This is a genomic window from Pseudomonas sp. R28(2017) (assembly GCF_002112505.1).
Taxonomy (GTDB): domain Bacteria; phylum Pseudomonadota; class Gammaproteobacteria; order Pseudomonadales; family Pseudomonadaceae; genus Aquipseudomonas.
Genome location: NZ_NEHW01000005.1, coordinates 46,610 through 65,664, shown reverse-complemented (window position 1 = coordinate 65,664; position 19,055 = coordinate 46,610). Strand labels below are relative to the sequence as shown.

Annotated in this window: 15 protein-coding genes and 7 tRNA genes; 17 read left to right on the top strand and 5 right to left on the bottom strand. The window is 63.3% G+C overall.

The annotated features are described in order from the left end of the window. Positions 1–57 precede the first annotated feature (57 nt). The 4 genes from CAF78_RS10435 (at position 58) to CAF78_RS10420 (ending at position 2,787) form a co-directional block, all read left to right on the top strand. Positions 58–1,026, top strand: a complete 969-nt coding sequence (locus tag CAF78_RS10435) for a GTP 3',8-cyclase MoaA (protein ID WP_085675551.1) — start codon at positions 58–60, stop codon at positions 1,024–1,026. 66 nt (positions 1,027–1,092) lie between these two features. Then, positions 1,093–1,698 carry a DUF4823 domain-containing protein gene (locus CAF78_RS10430; RefSeq protein ID WP_085675552.1) on the top strand — a complete coding sequence of 202 codons (606 nt, stop codon included), beginning with the start codon at positions 1,093–1,095 and terminating at the stop codon, positions 1,696–1,698. Positions 1,699–1,708: 10 nt separating this feature from the next. Further along, positions 1,709–2,269 carry a DUF1285 domain-containing protein gene (locus CAF78_RS10425; protein ID WP_085675553.1) on the top strand — a complete coding sequence of 187 codons (561 nt, stop codon included), beginning with the start codon at positions 1,709–1,711 and terminating at the stop codon, positions 2,267–2,269. 101 nt (positions 2,270–2,370) lie between these two features. Further along, a complete protein-coding gene (locus CAF78_RS10420) occupies positions 2,371–2,787 on the top strand; it encodes a cupin domain-containing protein (RefSeq protein WP_085675554.1) in 417 nt (138 codons plus the stop codon). Between the two features lie 86 nt (positions 2,788–2,873). Here CAF78_RS10420 and CAF78_RS10415 read toward each other — a convergent pair. Together CAF78_RS10415 and CAF78_RS10410 are read right to left on the bottom strand one after the other, a co-directional pair. After that, positions 2,874–2,949, bottom strand: a tRNA-Asn gene (locus tag CAF78_RS10415). Between the two features lie 62 nt (positions 2,950–3,011). Then, on the bottom strand, positions 3,012–4,208 hold the full coding sequence (locus CAF78_RS10410; RefSeq protein ID WP_085675555.1) for an amino acid aminotransferase: 1,197 nt from the start codon (positions 4,206–4,208) through the stop codon (positions 3,012–3,014). A 287-nt stretch (positions 4,209–4,495) separates the two neighbouring features. Here CAF78_RS10410 and uvrB point away from each other — a divergent pair, with 287 nt between their 5' ends. Continuing rightward, complete coding sequence (uvrB, locus tag CAF78_RS10405; RefSeq protein ID WP_085675556.1) at positions 4,496–6,511, top strand: excinuclease ABC subunit UvrB; 2,016 nt, start codon at positions 4,496–4,498, stop codon at positions 6,509–6,511. Positions 6,512–6,705: 194 nt separating this feature from the next. On the opposite strand, the gene CAF78_RS10400 is transcribed toward uvrB, so the two are convergent. Continuing rightward, positions 6,706–8,196: an MDR family MFS transporter gene (locus CAF78_RS10400; protein ID WP_177408525.1), complete on the bottom strand. Its 1,491-nt coding sequence runs from the start codon at positions 8,194–8,196 to the stop codon at positions 6,706–6,708. A 49-nt stretch (positions 8,197–8,245) separates the two neighbouring features. Beyond that, positions 8,246–9,301: an HlyD family secretion protein gene (locus CAF78_RS10395; protein WP_085675558.1), complete on the bottom strand. Its 1,056-nt coding sequence runs from the start codon at positions 9,299–9,301 to the stop codon at positions 8,246–8,248. Positions 9,302–9,444: 143 nt separating this feature from the next. On the opposite strand from CAF78_RS10395, the gene gltX reads away from it, so the two are divergent. From gltX to CAF78_RS10335, 12 genes are all read left to right on the top strand, one after another. Further along, positions 9,445–10,926 (top strand): glutamate--tRNA ligase, encoded by a 1,482-nt coding sequence (gene gltX / locus CAF78_RS10390; RefSeq protein ID WP_085675559.1) that lies wholly within the window; start codon positions 9,445–9,447, stop codon positions 10,924–10,926. A 289-nt stretch (positions 10,927–11,215) separates the two neighbouring features. Further along, positions 11,216–11,291: transfer RNA gene (locus tag CAF78_RS10385), tRNA-Ala, on the top strand. A 72-nt stretch (positions 11,292–11,363) separates the two neighbouring features. Beyond that, a tRNA-Glu gene (locus CAF78_RS10380) sits at positions 11,364–11,439 on the top strand. Between the two features lie 53 nt (positions 11,440–11,492). Further along, a tRNA-Ala gene (locus CAF78_RS10375) sits at positions 11,493–11,568 on the top strand. Positions 11,569–11,610: 42 nt separating this feature from the next. Then, a tRNA-Glu gene (locus CAF78_RS10370) sits at positions 11,611–11,686 on the top strand. Positions 11,687–11,750: 64 nt separating this feature from the next. After that, positions 11,751–11,826 (top strand) — tRNA-Ala (locus CAF78_RS10365). A 42-nt stretch (positions 11,827–11,868) separates the two neighbouring features. Continuing rightward, positions 11,869–11,944: transfer RNA gene (locus CAF78_RS10360), tRNA-Glu, on the top strand. A gap of 174 nt (positions 11,945–12,118) precedes the next feature. Then, positions 12,119–12,658, top strand: a complete 540-nt coding sequence (locus tag CAF78_RS10355) for a TetR/AcrR family transcriptional regulator (protein ID WP_085675560.1) — start codon at positions 12,119–12,121, stop codon at positions 12,656–12,658. Positions 12,659–12,682: 24 nt separating this feature from the next. Next, entirely contained in the window at positions 12,683–13,510 is an 828-nt protein-coding gene (locus CAF78_RS10350; RefSeq protein ID WP_085675561.1) for an alpha/beta hydrolase, read from the top strand. Positions 13,511–13,553: 43 nt separating this feature from the next. Continuing rightward, positions 13,554–13,988: a thioesterase family protein gene (locus CAF78_RS10345; RefSeq protein ID WP_085675562.1), complete on the top strand. Its 435-nt coding sequence runs from the start codon at positions 13,554–13,556 to the stop codon at positions 13,986–13,988. A gap of 51 nt (positions 13,989–14,039) precedes the next feature. Then, complete coding sequence (locus CAF78_RS10340) at positions 14,040–15,011, top strand: tRNA-dihydrouridine synthase (protein WP_085675563.1); 972 nt, start codon at positions 14,040–14,042, stop codon at positions 15,009–15,011. A gap of 233 nt (positions 15,012–15,244) precedes the next feature. Further along, the gene (locus CAF78_RS10335; protein WP_085675564.1) at positions 15,245–15,688 is read left to right on the top strand and encodes an Hsp20 family protein; all 444 of its coding nucleotides are present in this window, start codon (positions 15,245–15,247) and stop codon (positions 15,686–15,688) included. Positions 15,689–15,736: 48 nt separating this feature from the next. Here the strand turns inward: CAF78_RS10335 and CAF78_RS10330 are convergent, their stop codons facing one another. Continuing rightward, complete coding sequence (locus CAF78_RS10330; RefSeq protein WP_085675565.1) at positions 15,737–19,033, bottom strand: PAS domain S-box protein; 3,297 nt, start codon at positions 19,031–19,033, stop codon at positions 15,737–15,739. Between the last annotated feature and the right edge of the window lie 22 nt (positions 19,034–19,055).

Sequence of the window (19,055 nt, the reverse complement as noted above, 5' to 3'; positions counted from 1 at the left end):
AACTTGAACCATGAGTCAAGTTTTGCCAGCCCCGATTCATCCATGCCGGAGTCATCCATGATCGTCGATCGTCAAGGCAGGCGTTTTCGCAACCTGCGCGTCAGCCTGACTGCTGCCTGCAACTATGCCTGCAGTTACTGCGTGCCGGATGGCAAGCGCCTGGTCGCAGCCCAGGATGAACTGTCGGCCGAGGCCTTGGCGCGTGGCGTGGCCTACCTCATTGAGGCCGCCGGTATCGAGCGTTTGCGCATCACCGGTGGCGAGCCGCTGGTCAGCCCTCGGCTGGATGCCTTTCTGGTGGCGGTGGCGAAGCTCGACCTCGACGACATCGCGCTGACCACCAACGGCCAGCTGCTCGCACGCAAACTGCCCCAACTACAGGCGGCCGGTATTCGCCGCCTGAACGTGTCCCTCGATACCCTCGATCCCCAGGCATTCCGCCGCATCGCCCGTGGCGGTGATCTGGCCAGTGTGCTGGCAGGCATGGACAAGGCCAGCGCCATGGGCATGCGCATCAAGGTCAACATGGTGCCAATGCGTGGGCAGAACCTCGATCAGGTACTGCCGATGCTCGACTATTGCATGGCGCGTGGTTTCGAGTTGCGCTTCATCGAACTGATGCGCATGGGGCATCTGGCCCGGGACAGCAATGCATTCTTGCAACAGTTTGTCGGGCTCGATGCGTTGCTCAATGTGATCGGTGCCCGGTATGGCTATCAACAGGTCGACGCCGCGCTGGACGCCACGGCGCTGCGCTACCAGATCCCGGGGCATGGCCATTTCGGCATCATCGCCAACGAAAGCGTGCCGTTCTGCCGTACCTGCTCGCGGCTGCGCCTGTCCTCTACCGGCTGGCTGCATGGCTGCCTGTCTTCGGGCAATCGTCACTTTGTCGGCGACCTGCTGGAAAAACCACGGCATCAGGCGCTGCCAGGTTTGCAACGGTTGCTGGTGAAAGCCCTGGCAGACAAGCAGGAACTGGCGTTTTCCGGGGGGGTGACGGTGATGAAGGTGATTGGCGGCTGAAGCTGGCGCAAAAGCTGCATCCGCCGGCTATTCGCCGGTTTTTCGTCACCGGCCACTGGAGGAAAGATGCGTAGCCTGGTCTTGCTGCTGACGCTGATGGCGTTGGGCGGTTGCATGAATGTCAGCGATATGGGCGAGGGCGTCCGTTACCACATGAGCGATGCCGGCTTGCTGGACCACAGCGATACCCGCCGTACCTTGTCGATTCGCCTGCAGCCCGACTCGTTCATCTTCATCGGCCAGGGCGCGTTCATGCCGCCGGGCAAGGGGCCGGTGCCGAAGCAGAATGCGGTGGCCGATGAGGCGTTCAAGAGCTTCGTCGAGTATTTCCCGTTGGTGCGTCGTGCCCAGGGGCCGCTTGGCCTTGAAGAAGCGATTGCCCAGGCCCGTTCGGTCGGCGCCGATTATGTGCTTTACACCCGCTTCGCCCGCACCGACGACCGCATCGGCAATGGCGATGAGTGGTATGACGAGCAGGCTGTCGACCGTCTGGGTTGGGATACCGGTGTCGTGCAGATGATGCTGATCGAAACCAACACGCGTTACCTGATCGACACCGCGCGGATCAAGAGCCGTGGCGGTTTGTTGACGTTCCACGACCAGTCGCCGCAGGATTTGCTTGGCGCACCGATGCGCGAGTACGCTCGTAGCCTTCTGGGCATGAGCGAGTGAGGGCAGGGTGATGACGGATTCCGGCAAGGCCAACGATATATTGGCGCAGATTCCCAAGCACAAGGGGCTGCCGCCGGTGCATCTGTGGAACCCGGATTTCTGCGGCGATATCGACATGCGTATCGCCCGTGACGGCACCTGGTATTACCTGGGCACGCCCATTGGGCGCAAGCCGATGGTCCGGCTGTTTTCCACCATCATTCGCCGCGATGGCGATAATTACTTCCTGATCACGCCGGTGGAGAAGGTTGGCATCCACGTCGATGATGCGCCGTTCGTGGCCGTGACGCTGGAGGTGCTGGGCAGTGGCGAGGCGCAGGTGCTGCGCTTTACCAGCAATGTCGAAGATCAGGCCGAGGCGGGGCCGCAGAACCCGTTGCGGGTCGAGATCGATCCGCTCACCCAGGAGCCGTCACCCTACGTCTTGATGCGCACGAATCTGGAGGCGCTGATCCACCGCAATGTGTTCTACCAGTTGGTCGACCTGGCAGTACCACGCATGATCGAGGGCGAGGAGTGGCTCGGGGTCTGGAGCCACGGCGAGTTCTACCCGATCGGGCGCAATTGCTGAGGCCGATTGCCGCTGGCCCCCTGTTTTTTCTCCTGATTGGCCGTTTGCGCGATGGGCTACCGGGCCTAACCTGCAGGCACTTGCCAATCAGGAGAAGCCCTATGAAACCTACCCGTCTTTGCCTTGCCTTGTTCGTCAGTGCTGGCCTGCTCGGTGGCCAGAGCGCCGCTTGGGCGCACGGCGACGTGCCTGATCAGGTAAAGGTCCTGCAGGAAAAACAGCCCGCCAATGCGCCTGGCAAGAAAGCCGTCATGCTTACGGTCAGCTATGCCCCCGGGCAGGCATCGCCCGCCCATCAGCATCCGGGTGCTGTCATGGCCTATGTGCTGGAAGGGGCGGTGGTCTCGAAGCTCAACGACGAACAGGAAAAGACCTACAAGGCGGGTGAGTACTGGTACGAAGCGCCCGGCACCGTGCACAGCATTTCGCGCAACGCCAGCAAGACCCGGCCGGCAAAATTGCTGGTGTGGAGTTTGGTGGACGAAGGCAAGCCGGTGACTGAGCCGACAGGGAAGTAAGGTTGAGCCGAAAGGCGCCCCAAACCTTCAGTACGGGCAACGAAAAAGCCCCCGATGCTTGCGCATTCGGGGGCTTTCTCAGTGTTTGGCTCCGCGACCTGGACTCGAACCAGGGACCCAATGATTAACAGTCATTTGCTCTACCGACTGAGCTATCGCGGAATCTGCGCGTATCTTACCGATTGTCAGGAGGAAGTCAAGCGACCTCCTGACAAATCAAGCAGTTACAGCACTTCAACGATGGCCTTGGTAACCACGTGAATGTTGCTCTGGTTCAGTGCGGCGACGGCGATGCGGCCGGTGTCCAGGGCGTAGATGCCAAAGTCGTTCTTCAGGCGGGCAACCTGCTCAACGGTCAGGCCCGAGTACGAGAACATGCCCACCTGGCGGCCGACGAAGCTGAAGTCGCGCTTGGCGCCGTATTCGGCCAGCAGCGCAACCATCTGCTTGCGCATGCCATGGATGCGCTCACGCATCTCGCCCAGCTCGGCTTCCCACATCTGGCGCAGTTCGGCGCTGTTCAGCACGGTGGCGACGATGGTCGCGCCGTGGGTCGGCGGGTTGGAGTAGGTGGTGCGGATCACGCGCTTGACCTGCGACAGCACGCGGGTGCTTTCGTCCTTCGAGGCGGTGACGATCGACAGTGCGCCGACGCGCTCGCCGTACAGCGAGAACGACTTGGAGAACGAGCTGGAAACGAAGAACTCCATGCCCGACTCGGCGAACAGGCGCACAGCGAAGGCGTCTTCGCCAATGCCATCACCGAAGCCCTGGTAGGCCATGTCGAGGAACGGCACGTGGCCCTTGGCCTTGACCACTTCCAGAACCTTTTTCCAGTCGTCCAGGGTCAGGTCGACGCCGGTCGGGTTATGGCAGCAGGCGTGCAGTACCACGATCGAGCCGGACGGCAGGGCGTTGAGGTCTTCGAGCATGCCGGCACGGTTGACGTCATTGCTCGGAGCGTCGTAGTAACGGTAGTTCTGCACCGGGAAACCAGCGCTTTCGAACAGTGCGCGGTGGTTTTCCCAGCTGGGGTCGCTGATGGCCACCACGGCGTTCGGCGAAATGCGCTTGAGGAAGTCGGCACCGATCTTCAGTGCGCCAGTGCCGCCAACGGCCTGCACGGTGACCACGCGGCCAGCGGCCAGCAGTGGCGATTCGGCACCGAACAGCAGCTTCTGCACGGCCAGGTCGTAGGTGGCGATACCATCGATCGGCAGGTAGCCGCGCGAGGCGTGCTGGGCGGCACGCTGGGTCTCGGCTTCGATCACGGCGCGCAGCAGCGGAATGCGGCCTTCCTCATTGCAGTAAACGCCTACACCCAGGTTGACCTTGTCGGTACGTGGGTCGGCGTTGAAGGCTTCGTTGAGGCCCAGGATAGGGTCGCGGGGTGCCAGCTCGACAGCGGAAAACAGGCTCATTGTTACTTCGGCTCTGATTGGAGAGTGATAGGGCGTACACGCTCCAGCCGAATGCACTGAAGCGGTGCACAAACGGGGAGTCAGTATAGTGATACCGCCCGGTCACTGCGACAGCCTGGCGCAGGTTTTCCGGCAATTTGCGCAAATATTTTTCGACCATTGGTCGAATTGCCAGGTCCACCGTAATGCGCGCTCACAGCTTGCCCTTGATTCGGGCCCCGGGCGGGCGCATTTGGGTATAGACTACTGGCTAAATTTACAGTTGCTGCGTTACCGCGAGGTCCGTCATGTCCGAGTTCCAGCTCGTCACCCGTTTCCAGCCGGCCGGCGACCAGCCCGAGGCCATCCGCCAGATGGTCGAAGGTATCGACGCGGGCCTGTCGCACCAGACCCTGCTCGGGGTGACCGGTTCGGGCAAGACCTTCAGCATCGCCAATGTCATCCAGCAGGTGCAGCGGCCAACCCTGGTGCTGGCGCCGAACAAGACCCTGGCGGCGCAGTTGTATGGCGAGTTCAAGGCGTTCTTCCCGAACAACGCGGTGGAGTATTTCGTTTCCTACTACGACTACTACCAGCCCGAGGCCTACGTGCCGTCGTCGGACACCTTCATCGAAAAGGATGCCTCGATCAACGACCACATCGAACAGATGCGCCTGTCGGCGACCAAGGCGCTGCTGGAACGGCGCGACGCGATCATCGTCACCACCGTGTCGTGCATCTATGGCCTGGGCAGCCCCGAGACCTACCTGAAGATGGTCCTGCACGTCGACCGCGGCGACAAGCTCGACCAGCGTGCGCTCCTGCGCCGCCTGGCCGACCTGCAGTACACCCGCAACGAAATGGACTTTGCCCGTGCCACCTTCCGTGTACGCGGCGACGTGATCGACATCTTCCCGGCCGAATCCGACCTCGAGGCCATCCGCATCGAGCTGTTCGACGACGAGGTGGAGAACATTGCCGCCTTCGATCCGCTGACCGGCGAAGTCTTCCGCAAGCTGCCGCGTTTCACCTTCTACCCCAAGAGCCACTACGTGACCCCGCGGGAAACCCTGCTGGAGGCGGTGGAGGGCATCAAGGAAGAACTGAAGGACCGCCTCGAGTACCTGCACAAGGCCAACAAGCTGGTCGAAGCCCAGCGCCTGGAACAACGTACCCGCTTCGATCTGGAGATGATCCTCGAACTCGGCTACTGCAACGGCATCGAGAACTACTCGCGCTACCTGTCCGGGCGCCCGGCTGGCGCGCCGCCGCCTACCCTCTACGACTACCTGCCGCCCGATGCACTGCTGGTGATCGACGAGTCCCATGTCAGCGTTCCGCAGGTTGGCGCCATGTACAAGGGCGACCGCTCGCGCAAGGAAACCCTGGTCGAATACGGCTTCCGCCTGCCGTCGGCACTGGACAACCGGCCGATGCGCTTTGACGAGTGGGAGGATGTCAGCCCGCAGACCATTTTCGTGTCGGCAACGCCAGGCCCCTACGAAGCCGAGCATGCAGGCCGCGTGGTAGAGCAGGTGGTGCGCCCGACTGGTCTGGTCGATCCGCAGGTGGAGGTGCGCCCGGCGCTGACCCAGGTCGACGACTTGCTGTCGGAGATCCGCAAGCGCGTCGATCAGGGCGACCGGGTGCTGGCCACCACGCTGACCAAGCGCATGGCCGAAGACCTCACCGATTACCTGGCCGATCACGACGTGCGGGTGCGCTACCTGCACTCTGACATCGACACGGTGGAGCGCGTCGAGATCATTCGCGACCTGCGCCTGGGCACCTTCGATGTGCTGGTGGGCATCAACCTGCTGCGCGAGGGTCTGGACATGCCCGAGGTGTCGCTGGTGGCGATTCTCGATGCTGACAAGGAAGGCTTCCTGCGCTCCGAGCGCTCGCTGATCCAGACCATCGGCCGCGCTGCCCGTAACCTCAATGGCCGGGCGATCCTGTATGCCGACAACATCACTGGCTCCATGCAGCGCGCCATCGACGAGACTGAAAGGCGCCGCGAGAAACAGATCGCCTTCAACCAGGCCAACGGCATCGTGCCTAAGGGTGTGGTCAAGGACATCACCGACATCATGGAAGGCGCCACCGTGCCCGGCGCGCGCAGCAAGAAGCGCAAGGGCATGGCCAAGGCAGCGGAGGAGAGCGCCCGTTACGAGGCCGAGCTACGTACGCCGGGCGAGATCACCAAGCGCATCAAGCAGCTGGAAGAGAAGATGATGCAGTTTGCCCGCGACCTGGAGTTCGAGGCCGCCGCGCAGTTACGTGACGAAATTACCCAGCTGCGCGAGCGCCTGATCACCAGCTGATTTCCTTGCTGGCTTTACTGGCCTCTTCGCGGGCAAGCCCGCTCCCACAGGGTAAAGCGGCGCTTGCTGAGGCTTTGTTCTCTGCGCGACAGCGCAGCCCAAAGGGCTGGGTGATCTCCCACAGGTACTGCGCAGGTCTTCGCTTTGCAGATATCCTGTAGGAGCGGGCTTGCCCGCGAAGAGGCCAGTACAGGCTAATGAGCTTCCCCAGCCTTCAACCCCTCCGGCAACTTGCGGGTCAAGAGCACTGCCACCATGCTCACCGCCAGCCCGATCCCGACAAAGTGGAAGGCATCGTTGTAGGCCATGATCAGCGCCTGCTGGTGGGCAATCTCGCTCAATTTGCCCAGCGCCGCATTGTCATTGCCCAGGCGCTCCGCCAACTGCGCCAGTCGTTCCGCCACCTGTGGGTTGTTCGGCACCACCGACTCCCTCAGGTAATCGAAATACACCTTGGTCCGCGCATCCAGCAAGGTCGCCAGCAGGGCAATGCCGATGGCACCACCCAGGTTACGCAGGATGTTGAACAGGCTCGAAGCCGACCCGGCATCCTGAGGCTGGATATACGCCGTGGCGATCAGCGAAATGGTCACCATGATCATCGGTTGGCCAAGGGCGCGGATGATCTGGATATGGTTGAACTGCGGCCCGGCAAAGTCCGGGTTCAGCACCCCCGAACCAAAGCTGGCAACACCGAACAGGCAGAAGCCGATGGCGCACAGCAGCTTGGGCGACACCGCCTTCATCAGCTGTGGCACCAGCGGAATCAGGAACAGCTGCGGTATGCCCATCCACATGATCACCTCGCCGATCTGCAGGGCGTTGTAGCCCTGGATCTGCGCCAGGTACAGCGGCAACAGGTAGATCGACCCATAAAGCCCCACGCCCATGCCCAGGCTGGCAATGCTCGACAGGCCGAAATTACGGTTGCCAAGGATGCGCAGGTTGATCAAGGGGTGTGGCTTGGAAAGCTGCAGGATGACGAAGGTGATCAGGCTGATCAGGGCGACGGTCGCCAGGCCGACGATCAGGTTGGACTCCAGCCAGTCCTTGCGATGGCCTTCCTCGAGGAAGACTTGCAGGCAGCCCAGGCCCACGCCGAGGGTGAAAATGCCGGCATAGTCGGTGCTTTTCAGCAGTTCCCAGTGCGCTTCCTTCTTTTCCAGCCCGTAGAGCAGGCCGGCGATCATCACCAGCCCGGGCGGGATGTTGATGTAGAAGATGTATTCCCAGCCCCAGTTCTCGGTCAGCCAGCCACCCAGCGTCGGGCCGATCGACGGGGCGAAAGTGGCGGTCATGGCAAACATGGCCATGCCTTTGGCGCGGTGGTGCTCGGGTAGCTTGATCAGCGTCAGGGTGAAAGCCAGCGGAATCAGCGCGCCACCTGTGAAGCCTTGCAGGGCACGGAACAGGATCATGCTCTCGAGGTTCCAGGCCATCGAGCACAGCAGCGAAGACAGCAGGAAGCCACCAGACACCCACACCGCCAGGCGCCGCGCCGAGAGCAGCTGCACCAGCCAGGCGGTCAGCGGAATCATGATGATCTCCGCCACCAGGTACGAGGTGGAGATCCATGAGCCTTCCTCCAGGGTTGCTGACAGCGCCCCCTGGATGTCCTTGAGCGAGGAGTTGGTGATCTGGATGTCCAGCACCGCCATGAAGGCGCCGAGCATCACGCTCATCACCGCGATCCAGTCGCGCCGGGTCGGCTCCGCAGTAGGGCGGAGCAGTTGATCACCGGCCATCGTGGCCTTCGTCCTCGCGGCGCAGGTCGACGGTGGCGGTCACCGACATGCCGGGGCGAATGCGCCCATGCAGCGGGTTGTCGGCAGCGAACGTCAGCTTCACCGGAATGCGCTGCACCACCTTGGTAAAGTTGCCGGTGGCGTTGTCGGGTGGCAGCAGGCTGAACTGCGCGCCGGACGCGGCGAACAGGCTGTCGACGCGGCCCTCGATCGGGGTGTCGGGGTAGCTGTCGAACAGCAGTTCGGCACGCTGGCCGGGCTGCATCTTGCCGATCTGGGTTTCCTTGAAGTTGGCCTGCACCCAGATGTTTTCATCGGGCACGATCGACAGCAGGTAGGCGCCGGCTTGCACCACCTGACCATTGCGGGCATTGCGCTGGCCGATGGTGCCGCTCAGCGGGGCGCGGATCTCGCAACGGGTCAGGTTCAGCTCGGCCTGGGCCAGGTCGGCACGGGCATTGGCGATCTGGGCGTCGAGGCGCTTGAGGTCGGCATTCAGGGCGTTGACCTGCTGGCGCTGGCTTTGAAGGTCGGCGCGGGCCTTGTCGACCTGGGAGCCGGCCACGTGGCTTTCCGCCGACAGGGTGGTGACCTGCGCTTCCGAGACAAAGCCGGGCTTGCGCAGTTTTTCGGCGCGGCTCAGGTCCAGGCGCGAGCGGTCGAAGGTCGCCTGGTTGGCGGATACCTGGGCCTGGCCGGCGGCGATCAGGCTGCCTTGCTGGGTCAGCCGGCTCTGGGCCTGTGCATACTCGGCCTCGCGGGTGGCCAGGGCGGCGCGGGCGCGTTCCACGGCCAGCTGGAAGTCGGCGGCCTCCAGGCGCACCAGCAGGTCGCCCTTGTTCACGTGCTGGTTGTCGTCGACTTTCACCTCGTCGATGCGTGCGCCGAGCTGGCTGGAGATACGGGTGATTTCACCCTGCACGTAGGCGTTGTCGGTGCTTTCATAGAAGCGGCCTTTGAAATACCACTCGGCCAGGAAGCCGAGGGCGATGAGGGCCACCAGGGTGAAGAAGATCGCCAGGCGGCGTTTGAGTTGGGCAGGCATGAGGACTATCGTTCCAGAAATGTAAGTAATTTTAACAGCGGCGAATGGCCAGTCGACAAGTGACGTTCGCGCCATTGCTGGAGCCCGGTGCCTGCTCCCTGCTAACATCCCGCCTTTGTTTCATCTTTCGTTCGAGACTCTCCATGACCACCGTTCGCACGCGTATCGCGCCATCGCCCACTGGCGACCCCCATGTCGGCACCGCCTACATCGCCCTGTTCAACTACTGCTTTGCCAAGCAGCACGGCGGTGAGTTCATCCTGCGTATCGAAGACACCGACCAGCTGCGCTCCACCCGCGAGTCGGAACAGCAGATCTTCGACGCCTTGCGCTGGCTCGGCATCGAATGGAACGAAGGCCCGGATGTCGGTGGCCCGCACGGCCCGTACCGGCAGAGCGAGCGTGGCGAGATCTACGCCAAGTACGCCAAGGAGCTGGTGGACGCCGGCCATGCCTTCTACTGCTTCTGCACCGCCGAAGAGCTGGAGCAGATGCGCGCCGAGCAGATGGCCCGTGGTGAAACTCCGCGCTACGACGGCCGTGCCCTGCTGCTGAGCGCCGAGGAAGTGCAGCGCCGCCTGGCCGCTGGCGAGCCACACGTGATCCGCATGAAGGTGCCGAGCGAAGGCATCTGCGTGGTCCCGGACATGCTCCGTGGCGATGTCGAAATTCCTTGGGACCGCATGGACATGCAGGTGCTGATGAAGAACGACGGCCTGCCGACCTACTTCCTGGCCAACGTGGTCGACGACCACCTGATGGGCATCACCCACGTGCTGCGTGGCGAAGAGTGGCTGCCGTCGGCGCCGAAGCTGATCAAGCTGTACGAGTACTTCGGTTGGGAACAGCCGAAGCTGTGCTACATGCCGCTGCTGCGTAACCCCGACAAGTCCAAGCTGTCCAAGCGCAAGAACCCGACGTCGGTGACCTTCTACGAGCGCATGGGCTTCATGCCCGAGGCCATGCTCAACTACCTCGGCCGCATGGGCTGGTCGATGCCGGACGAGCGCGAGAAGTTCTCCCTGGCCGAGATGGTCGAGCATTTCGACCTGTCGCGTATCTCCCTGGGTGGCCCGATCTTCGACATCGAGAAGCTGTCCTGGCTCAACGGCCAGTGGCTGCGTGAGCTGCCGGTGGAAGAATTCGCTGCGCGCGTACAGAAGTGGGCGTTCAACAGCGACTACATGATGAAGATCGCCCCGCATGTGCAGGGCCGCGTCGAGACCTTCAGCCAGATCGCCCCGCTGGGTGGCTTCTTCTTCGAAGGCGCGCTCAAGCTCGATGCCAAGCTGTTCGAAAGCAAGAAGCTGTCCGCCGACCAGGTGCGCCAGGTGATGCAGCTGATCCTGTGGAAACTGGAAAGCCTGCGTCAGTGGGAGAAAGAGCGCATCACCGGCTGCATCCAGGCCGTGGTCGAGGCGCTGGAGCTGAAGCTGCGTGACGCCATGCCGCTGATGTTCGCCGCCATTACCGGCCAGGCCAGCTCGGTATCGGTGCTCGACGCTATGGAAATTCTCGGCCCGGACCTGACCCGCTACCGTCTGCGCCAGGCCCTGGACCTGCTCGGTGGTGTGTCGAAGAAAGAAAACAAGGAATGGGAAAAGCTGCTGGCCAACATCGCCTGATAGCCTTCTTGAGGCGATAGCTGAACCTGTGGGAGCGGGTTTGCCCGCGAATACGATGGGGCATGCACCGCCGCATTCGCGGGTAAACCCGCTCCCACAGGGCTCAGCGTTCAGGTTTTGAGTGGGGCAGGGCGGTAAGTGATTGTTATCTGTGAAAAAAATTTTGAATATTTTCAAAATTTAGTTTGACAGCCCTGCATTCCGATCTTAATATGCGCCCCGTCCACAGCGATGAACGAAAACGAAACGCCAGGCACCCAGCCAGCGCTTCTGTTCAGAGCGACATTGTGGGGCTATAGCTCAGCTGGGAGAGCGCCTGCATGGCATGCAGGAGGTCAGCGGTTCGATCCCGCTTAGCTCCACCAAATTCCGCTTGGCAGCCAAGGCTGTCGAGCAAGGCCGGGTCCAGCAACCGGGTCTTGAAGGTGAGAAGGTTCGTCCCCTTCGTCTAGTGGCCTAGGACACCGCCCTTTCACGGCGGTAACAGGGGTTCGAGTCCCCTAGGGGACGCCAGTTTTGCACAAGCGATGTTTCAGGATGTCGCTGGGCCGAGAGGCTAGAAATCCGGGGCTATAGCTCAGCTGGGAGAGCGCCTGCATGGCATGCAGGAGGTCAGCGGTTCGATCCCGCTTAGCTCCACCAATTTTGCCGCGGTTCGTGAAAACGGATCGGCACGAAGGTTACGTCCCCTTCGTCTAGTGGCCTAGGACACCGCCCTTTCACGGCGGTAACAGGGGTTCGAGTCCCCTAGGGGACGCCACTTTTACCCGCGTTTTGCGGGACTTAAAAAGGCTCGTTCGCTTATTGAATGAGTCTTTTGTTTCGGGGCTATAGCTCAGCTGGGAGAGCGCCTGCATGGCATGCAGGAGGTCAGCGGTTCGATCCCGCTTAGCTCCACCATTTCTGCCAGGGTTCGATTCATCGAATCTTCGCGAAGGTTACGTCCCCTTCGTCTAGTGGCCTAGGACACCGCCCTTTCACGGCGGTAACAGGGGTTCGAGTCCCCTAGGGGACGCCATTTTTACCCGCGTTTTGCGGGACTTTAAAGGCTCATTCGCTTATTGAATGGGCCTTTTGTTTTTCTTGCCCTCGAGAAAATTATGGCGCCGACAAGCGGTGGCAGATTTCGCTTGCCAAAAAATATGATGGGAATAATATTTCGATCATCATATTTTGCTTGGCGAGCCGGCGAATGAGCGACAAGAAGAGCAAGACCCGCGAACGCATCCTTGAAGCGGCGCGCAGTGCATTGATCCAGCATGGCCCGGCCGAGCCGAGTGTCAGCCAGGTGATGGGCGCTGCAGGCCTGACCGTTGGCGGTTTCTATGCGCACTTCGAGAGCAAGGACGAGCTCATGCTCGAGGCCTTCCGCCAGTTGCTGAACGAGCGTCGCGCCTTGCTCGCCCAGGTCGACCCAAACCTGGATGGCGAAGGGCGCCGCGCCCTGGTCAGTGCCTTCTACCTGTCGCGCAAGCACCGTGACGCCGAAGTGCATGCCTGCCCGCTGCCCAATTCGCTCGGCGAGATGCAACGCCTGCCCGAAGCCTTCCGCGAGGTCCTGGCCGAGCATATCGAGCTGATGACCGCAGCCATGGTCGACCGCCCGGAAGACGCCGACAAAGCCCTGGCTGACCTGGCGTTGATGATCGGCGGCCTGGCCTTGGCGCGTGCCTTGGGCCCCGGCGAGTTGTCCGACCGCATGCTGCGAGCCGCCAAGTCGGCAGTTCTCTGATACCCCTGATCCTGGAGCAAGGCGATGACTACCCTGAACTGGATTCGTGGCGTGAATGGCACCCTCGGCCGGCTGGCCCCCGAGCATGTCGCCGGCAAGATGCGCCGCGCCTTCATGACCCCGCGCAACCTGCCGCCCCGGCAATGGGAGCTGCCACTGCTGGCCAGCGCCGAGCGCATCACCTTGCGCTTCGGCCTGTCGGCCTTGCGCTGGGGCAAGGGGCCGACGGTGTTGCTGATGCACGGTTGGGAAGGGCGCCCGACACAGTTTGCGGCGCTGATCGAAACCCTGGTGCAGGCCGGGCACACCGTGGTGTCTCTGGAAGGCCCGGCCCATGGCCGCTCACCCGGCCAGCAGGCGCATGTGGTGCTGTTTGCCCGGGCGCTGCTGGAAGCGGCCGCCGAGCTGCCGCCGCTGCGTGCCGTGATCGGCCATTCCATGGGCGGCGCCAGTGTGCTGCTGGCGCTGCAGATGGGGCTGCGTGCCGAGGCTGCCGTGAGCATTGCGGCGCCGGCGCAGCTGCTCGGTGTGTTGCGTGGTTTTGCCCATCGCCTGGGCTTGCCGGCGCGGGCCAGGGCGGCCTTCATTCGCCAGGTCGAACAGGATGTCGGCATGCAGATCGCGCGTCTGGATGTCAGCGGCTATCAGCTGGAACTGCCGGGCCTGGTGGTGCATGCCGCCGATGACGCCCTGGTGCCTGCCGCTGAGGCACAGGTCATCCACAAGGCCTGGTTCGACAGCCGCCTGATGTTGCTGGAGGAGGGCGGGCACCAGCGCGTGCTGGCCGACCCGCGTCTGAGCGAGGCGGTGCTGGAGCTGCTGGCCCGTGAACCTTCGCGGCAGAGTGCTTGAACATCCGTTACACTCGGCCCGTTCACTGATATCGGGAGCGGGCATGAGCTGGGACCTGGCAACGCCATTCATCATCGACCTGCGCGTCGGCAGCGAGGACATCGACGGCCTCGGCCACGCCAACAACGCGGTCTACGTCACCTGGCTTGAGCGCTGCGCCTGGCGCCACTCCCAGCGCCTGGGCCTGGACCTGGCCGAATACCGGCGCCTGGACCGGGCCATGGCAGTGGTGCGCCACGAAATCGACTACCTCGCCGCCGGCTACGAGGACGATGAGCTGCAACTGGCCACCTGGATCATCGACTGGGACCAGCGCCTGCGCATGACCCGGCGCTTCCAGCTCAAGCGCCCACGCGACGGCGTGACCCTGCTGCGCGCGCAAACCACCTTCGCCTGCATCGAGTTGTCCAGCGGCAAGCCCAAGCGCATGCCGGCCGAGTTCCTCGACGGTTACGGGCCGGCGCTGATCGGCAGCTGAGGCGGCGGCTTTTTTTGCTAGACTGCGGCCTTTTTCCGCCGAGACCCAGACATGCAAATTGCCCTGGCCCCCATGGAGGGGCTGGTCGACAACATCCTGCGCGACGTCCTGACCCGAGTGGGCGGCATCGATTGGTGCGTCACCGAGTTCATCCGCGTGTGCGACCGCCTGCTGCCGGCTTCTTCGTTCGACAAGCTCGCCCCTGAGCTGCGCCAGGGCGCGCGCACGGCGGCCGGCGTGCCGATGCGCGTGCAGTTGCTGGGGTCGGACCCGGTATGCCTGGCGGAAAACGCCGCGCTCGCCTGCGAGCTGGGCGCACCGGTCATCGACCTGAACTTCGGCTGCCCGGCCAAGACCGTGAACAAGTCGCGTGGCGGTGCGGTGCTGCTCAAGGAGCCGGAATTGCTGCATGCCATCGTGCGTGAAGTGCGCCGTGCGGTGCCGACGCATATCCCGGTCACGTCAAAGATGCGCCTGGGCTTCGACAGCCCGGACGGCGCGCTGGACTGTGCCACGGCCTTGGCCGAGGGCGGTTCGGCGCACCTGGTGGTGCACGCGCGGACCAAGGTTGAAGGCTATAAGCCGCCCGCCCACTGGGAGTGGGTGGCGCGCGTGCAGGATGTGGTCCAGGTGCCCGTGTTCGCCAACGGTGAAATCTGGACCGTCGATGACTGGCGGCGCTGCCGCGAGGTCAGCGGTGCCGAGGACATCATGTTGGGGCGCGGGTTGGTGTCACGGCCGGACCTGGCCCTGCAGATCGCGGCGGCGCGTGACGGGCGCGAGTACCAGCCCATGAGCTGGGATCAGCTGCTGCCGTTGCTGCGCGAGTTCTGGCGCCAGGCCCAGGCCAAGCTGTCGCCGCGCTATGCGCCGGGGCGGATGAAACAGTGGCTGGCGATGCTGACCCGCAGTTACCCCGAGGCGGTGGTGCTGTTTGCCGAGTTGCGGCGCGAGGATGACTGCGCCCGCATCAGCCAGTTGCTTGGTGTTGAGGTAACTTCCTTCGAATCTTGTGTTGCCTGATCTGGCCTCTTCGCGGGCAAGCCCGCTCCCACAGGTTCGGCGCTGCCCTCAGGCTTAGCGAGATCCCTGTGGGAGCGGGCTTGCCCGCGAAGAGGCCATCAGATCAAAAGCTGAATCAAGATTTTTTCCTCGTTCCTCTTGAAAGCTTTCCCCAAGGCCATATCTCTTTAGTACGCGATGCCGAAGTCGGGTCGCGTAATGACCTACTTGCTGAATTTCAGGAGTTTATGACCATGACCAGCGCTTTCTCTCTCGCTCCACTGTTCCGCCATTCCGTTGGCTTCGACCGCTTCAACGACCTGTTCGAGTCTGCGGCACGCAATGAGGCGGGTAGCAGCTATCCACCCTACAACGTGGAAAAACATGGCGATGACCACTATCGCATCGTGGTTGCCGCAGCCGGTTTCCAGGAACAGGACCTCGACCTGCAAGTCGAAAAAGGCGTCCTGACCGTGATCGGTGGCAAGCGCGAAAACAGCGCCGCTGAAGTGACCTACCTGCACCAGGGTATTGCCCAGCGCGCCTTCAAGCTGTCGTTCCGCCTGGCTGACCATATCGAGGTCAAATCGGCGGGCCTGGCCAACGGCCTGCTCAGCATCGACCTGCTGCGCATCGTGCCGGAAGAAGCCAAGGCCAAACGCATCCCGATCAATGGCGACAAGCCGGTTCTGAACTGAGTTCGGCGGGATGAAAGAAAGGGCACCTTCGGGTGCCCTTTCTGCGTTTCAGTAATCCGCCGGCGCTTCCATCAACATTTGCCTGAATTCCGGCAGCGGCAGTGGCCGGCTGTGCAGGTAACCCTGGTACAGGTGGCAACCCAGGCGCTCGAGAAACGCCAGTTGCTCGGTCAGTTCCACCCCTTCGGCGATCACCGCCAGGTCAAGGCTGCGGGCCATGGCCACGATGGCGCGGACAATTTCGGCATCGTTGGGGTCTTCCGGGGCGTCGCGGACGAAAGTCTGGTCGATTTTCAGCGCGTCCACCGGCAGGCGCTTGAGGTAGGTCAGCGAGGAATAGCCGGTGCCAAAGTCGTCCATGGCGAAGCTCACGCCGTAGCGCTTGAGTTCGCGCATCTTGCTGATGGTGTCTTCGAGGTTCTGGATGACGATGCCCTCGGTGATCTCCAGCTTCAGCATCTGCCGCGGCAGGCGGTAGTCGTCCAGGCTGCGCAGCACTCGCTCGACGAAGTCGTTCTGGCGGAACTGGCGCGGGCTGATGTTCACGCACAGGCTGAAATCATCGGCATCGATCAGGCCGTCTTCCAGCATGCGCGCGCAGGCGTCGCAGGCTTCGTCGAGGATCCAGCTGCCAACTTCGAGTATCAGGCCGCTTTCTTCCAGTACCTGGATGAACTGCGCGGGGGGCTGCTGGCCCAGTTGCGGGTGGTGCCAGCGCAGCAGCACTTCGGCGCCGACGATGCGGTTGTCGCGGGCATCGACCTGGGGCTGGAAATGCAAGGCCAGCTCGCCGCGGGCCAGGGCCAGGCGCAGGTCGCTTTCCATGCGCAGGCGCTCGCTGGCGGCCTTTTGCATGGTGGTGTGGAACAGTTGGGTGGTGTTGCGCCCGGAATCCTTGGCCCGGTACAGGGCAATGTCGGCGCGCTTGAGCAGGTCGGCGGGCGTCGCACCGTGGTCGGGGATCAGCGCCACACCGATGCTCGGCGTCACCTGCAGGCGCTGGCCGTCCAGCGACATCGGTTCGGCCAGCAGCTCGCGCAGGGTGTCGGCCAGCTCGCGGACCTTGCCTTCCACCGCTTCGCGGCTGCCTTCCAGGCCGCTGAGCAGCACCACGAACTCATCACCCCCCAGGCGCGCCACGGTGTCTTCCAGGCGCACGCTGGCCTCCAGGCGTGCGGTGATGATCTTCAGCACGGTGTCGCCCACCGGATGCCCGAGCGAGTCGTTGATGTGCTTGAAGTGGTCGAGGTCGAGGAACAGCAGCGCACCGCGCAGGTTGTGCCGGCGCAGCAGGGCGATCTGCTGGCTCAGGCGGTCCATCAGCAAGGCGCGGTTGGGCAGGTTGGTCAGTGGGTCGTGGTAGGCGAGGTGGCGGATCTGCGCCTGGGCGTTCTTCAGCTGGCTGACATCGCGGGCGGTCAGCAGCAGGCAGTCGACCTCGTTGAGGCTGATCGGCTCCACCGACACCTCGACGGTAAGGATGTCGCCGCGCTTGTTGCGCCCGAGCATCTCTCGGTGGTGCACCCGGCCACGTTCCTTGAGCTCGCTGAGCAGGGCGCCGCGCTGCTTGTCGTCGGCCCAGATGCCGATTTCGTAGACGCTGCGGCCGATCACCTCGGCGGCGCTGTAGCCGGTCAGCCGGCAGAACCCGTCGTTGACCTCCAGGTAGCGGCCGCTGCGGCGTTCGGTGATGGTGATGGCGTCGGGGCTGGAGTGGAAGGCCTTGGCGAATTTCTCTTCGCTGGATTTGAGCGCCGCCTCGGCACGTTGTTGCTGGGTGATGTCGCGCAGGGTGGTGACGCTGCACGGCTGGTCGTCGACGCTGATCAGGCGGCTGGCGATCACGCAGGTCAGTGGCGCGCCATTGCGGTGGTTGACCACCACCGCGACATTGCTCAGCGCCTGTTCGCGGATCACTCGCTCGATGCGCTGGGCACGCTCGATCGATTCGGCCCACAGGCCGATCTCTTCGGCGGTGCGGCCGATCACCTGCTCGGCACTCCAGCCGAAAGTCTGGGTGAAGGCCGGGTTGATCTCGATGAACTGGCCGGTGTCCTGGCGCGTCACGCAGATCGGGTCGGGGCTGACCTGGAACAGGCTGGCGAATTTCTCTTCCGAGGCGCTCAGGCGCTGTTCGCGTTCCACCTGCTCGGTGATGTCGAGCAGGGTGCCGGCCATGCGCAACGGGTTGCCCTGGTCGTCGCGATACAGCCGTGCACGGCTTTCGATGTAGCGCGAGGTGCCGTTTTCCAGCTGCACGCGGTAGGTGATCTGGTAATTGCCGGCCGGGCCTTCGCGCAGGCTGCGGTAGGCCTGGCGCATGCTGGCACGCTCATGTTCTGGCACACCTTCGAAGAACGAATCGAACGACTCGTGGAACGGCACCGGGTCCAGCCCGTGCAGTTGCGCGGCGCGGGCCGAGCCGTAGAGCATACCGCTGGGGATGTGCCAGTCCCAGGTGCCCAGCTGTGCCGAGTCCAGCGCCAGGTCGAGGCGCTCCTGGCTGTCCTTGAGGGCCTGCTCGGCGCGTTTGCGTTCGGTGGTGTCGACGAAGGTGCTGATCAGGTAGGTGACGCCCTCCATGTCGATGCTCTGGGTGCACAGGATGCCGTCGTGGAGCTTGCCGGTGCTGGCGCGGAACTGCACCTCCATGATCGCCGGGCCCTGGTTGCCACGGGTGGCCTCGATGACCTGATGGCGTTGTTCGGGGTTGACCCACAGGCCCAGTTCGATGCTGGTCTTGCCGATCACCTGGCCGCCGGGCCAGCCGAACATGTCCTCGAAGTGCTGGTTGACCTCGATGATCATCCCGTCCTGGCGGCGGCTCAGCAAAATGGCGTTGGGGCTCAGGTGGAACAGCGTGGCGAAGCGCTTTTCCGAGTTGATCAGGGCGGTTTCCCGTTCACGCTGGCGGGTGATTTCGCGGATCACCCCGATCATCTGCCGGCGGCCATGGTGGTCGTGGGTCAGGCTGCCGTTGATTTCCAGCCAGTGCAGGCTGCCGTCCGGCCAGCGGATGCGGTGGCGCATGGCCTGTTCCACCGGCTCGCCATTGACCACGGCGTGGAACAACTGGCGGGTGCGGGCGCGGTCTTCCTCTGGCAGCAGGTCCAGGTAGTCGATGTCGTTGGGCAGCGGGCGTTGCGGGTCGAAGCCGAACAGCGCCTGGGTACCCCGTGACCAGCTGATGCGGCCGGTGTCGATGTCCCACAGCCAGGCGCCCAGGCGGGCGCCATTGAGCGCGGCCAGCAGCTGCGGGGCGTTCTGCCAGGCCTGTTCCGATTCCTGAGGGTCGGCCGCTGGGATGCGCGGCAGGCGCGGAAAGCGATTTGCTGATTTGGGCATCGGTACCAGACCTTTGGCGTGT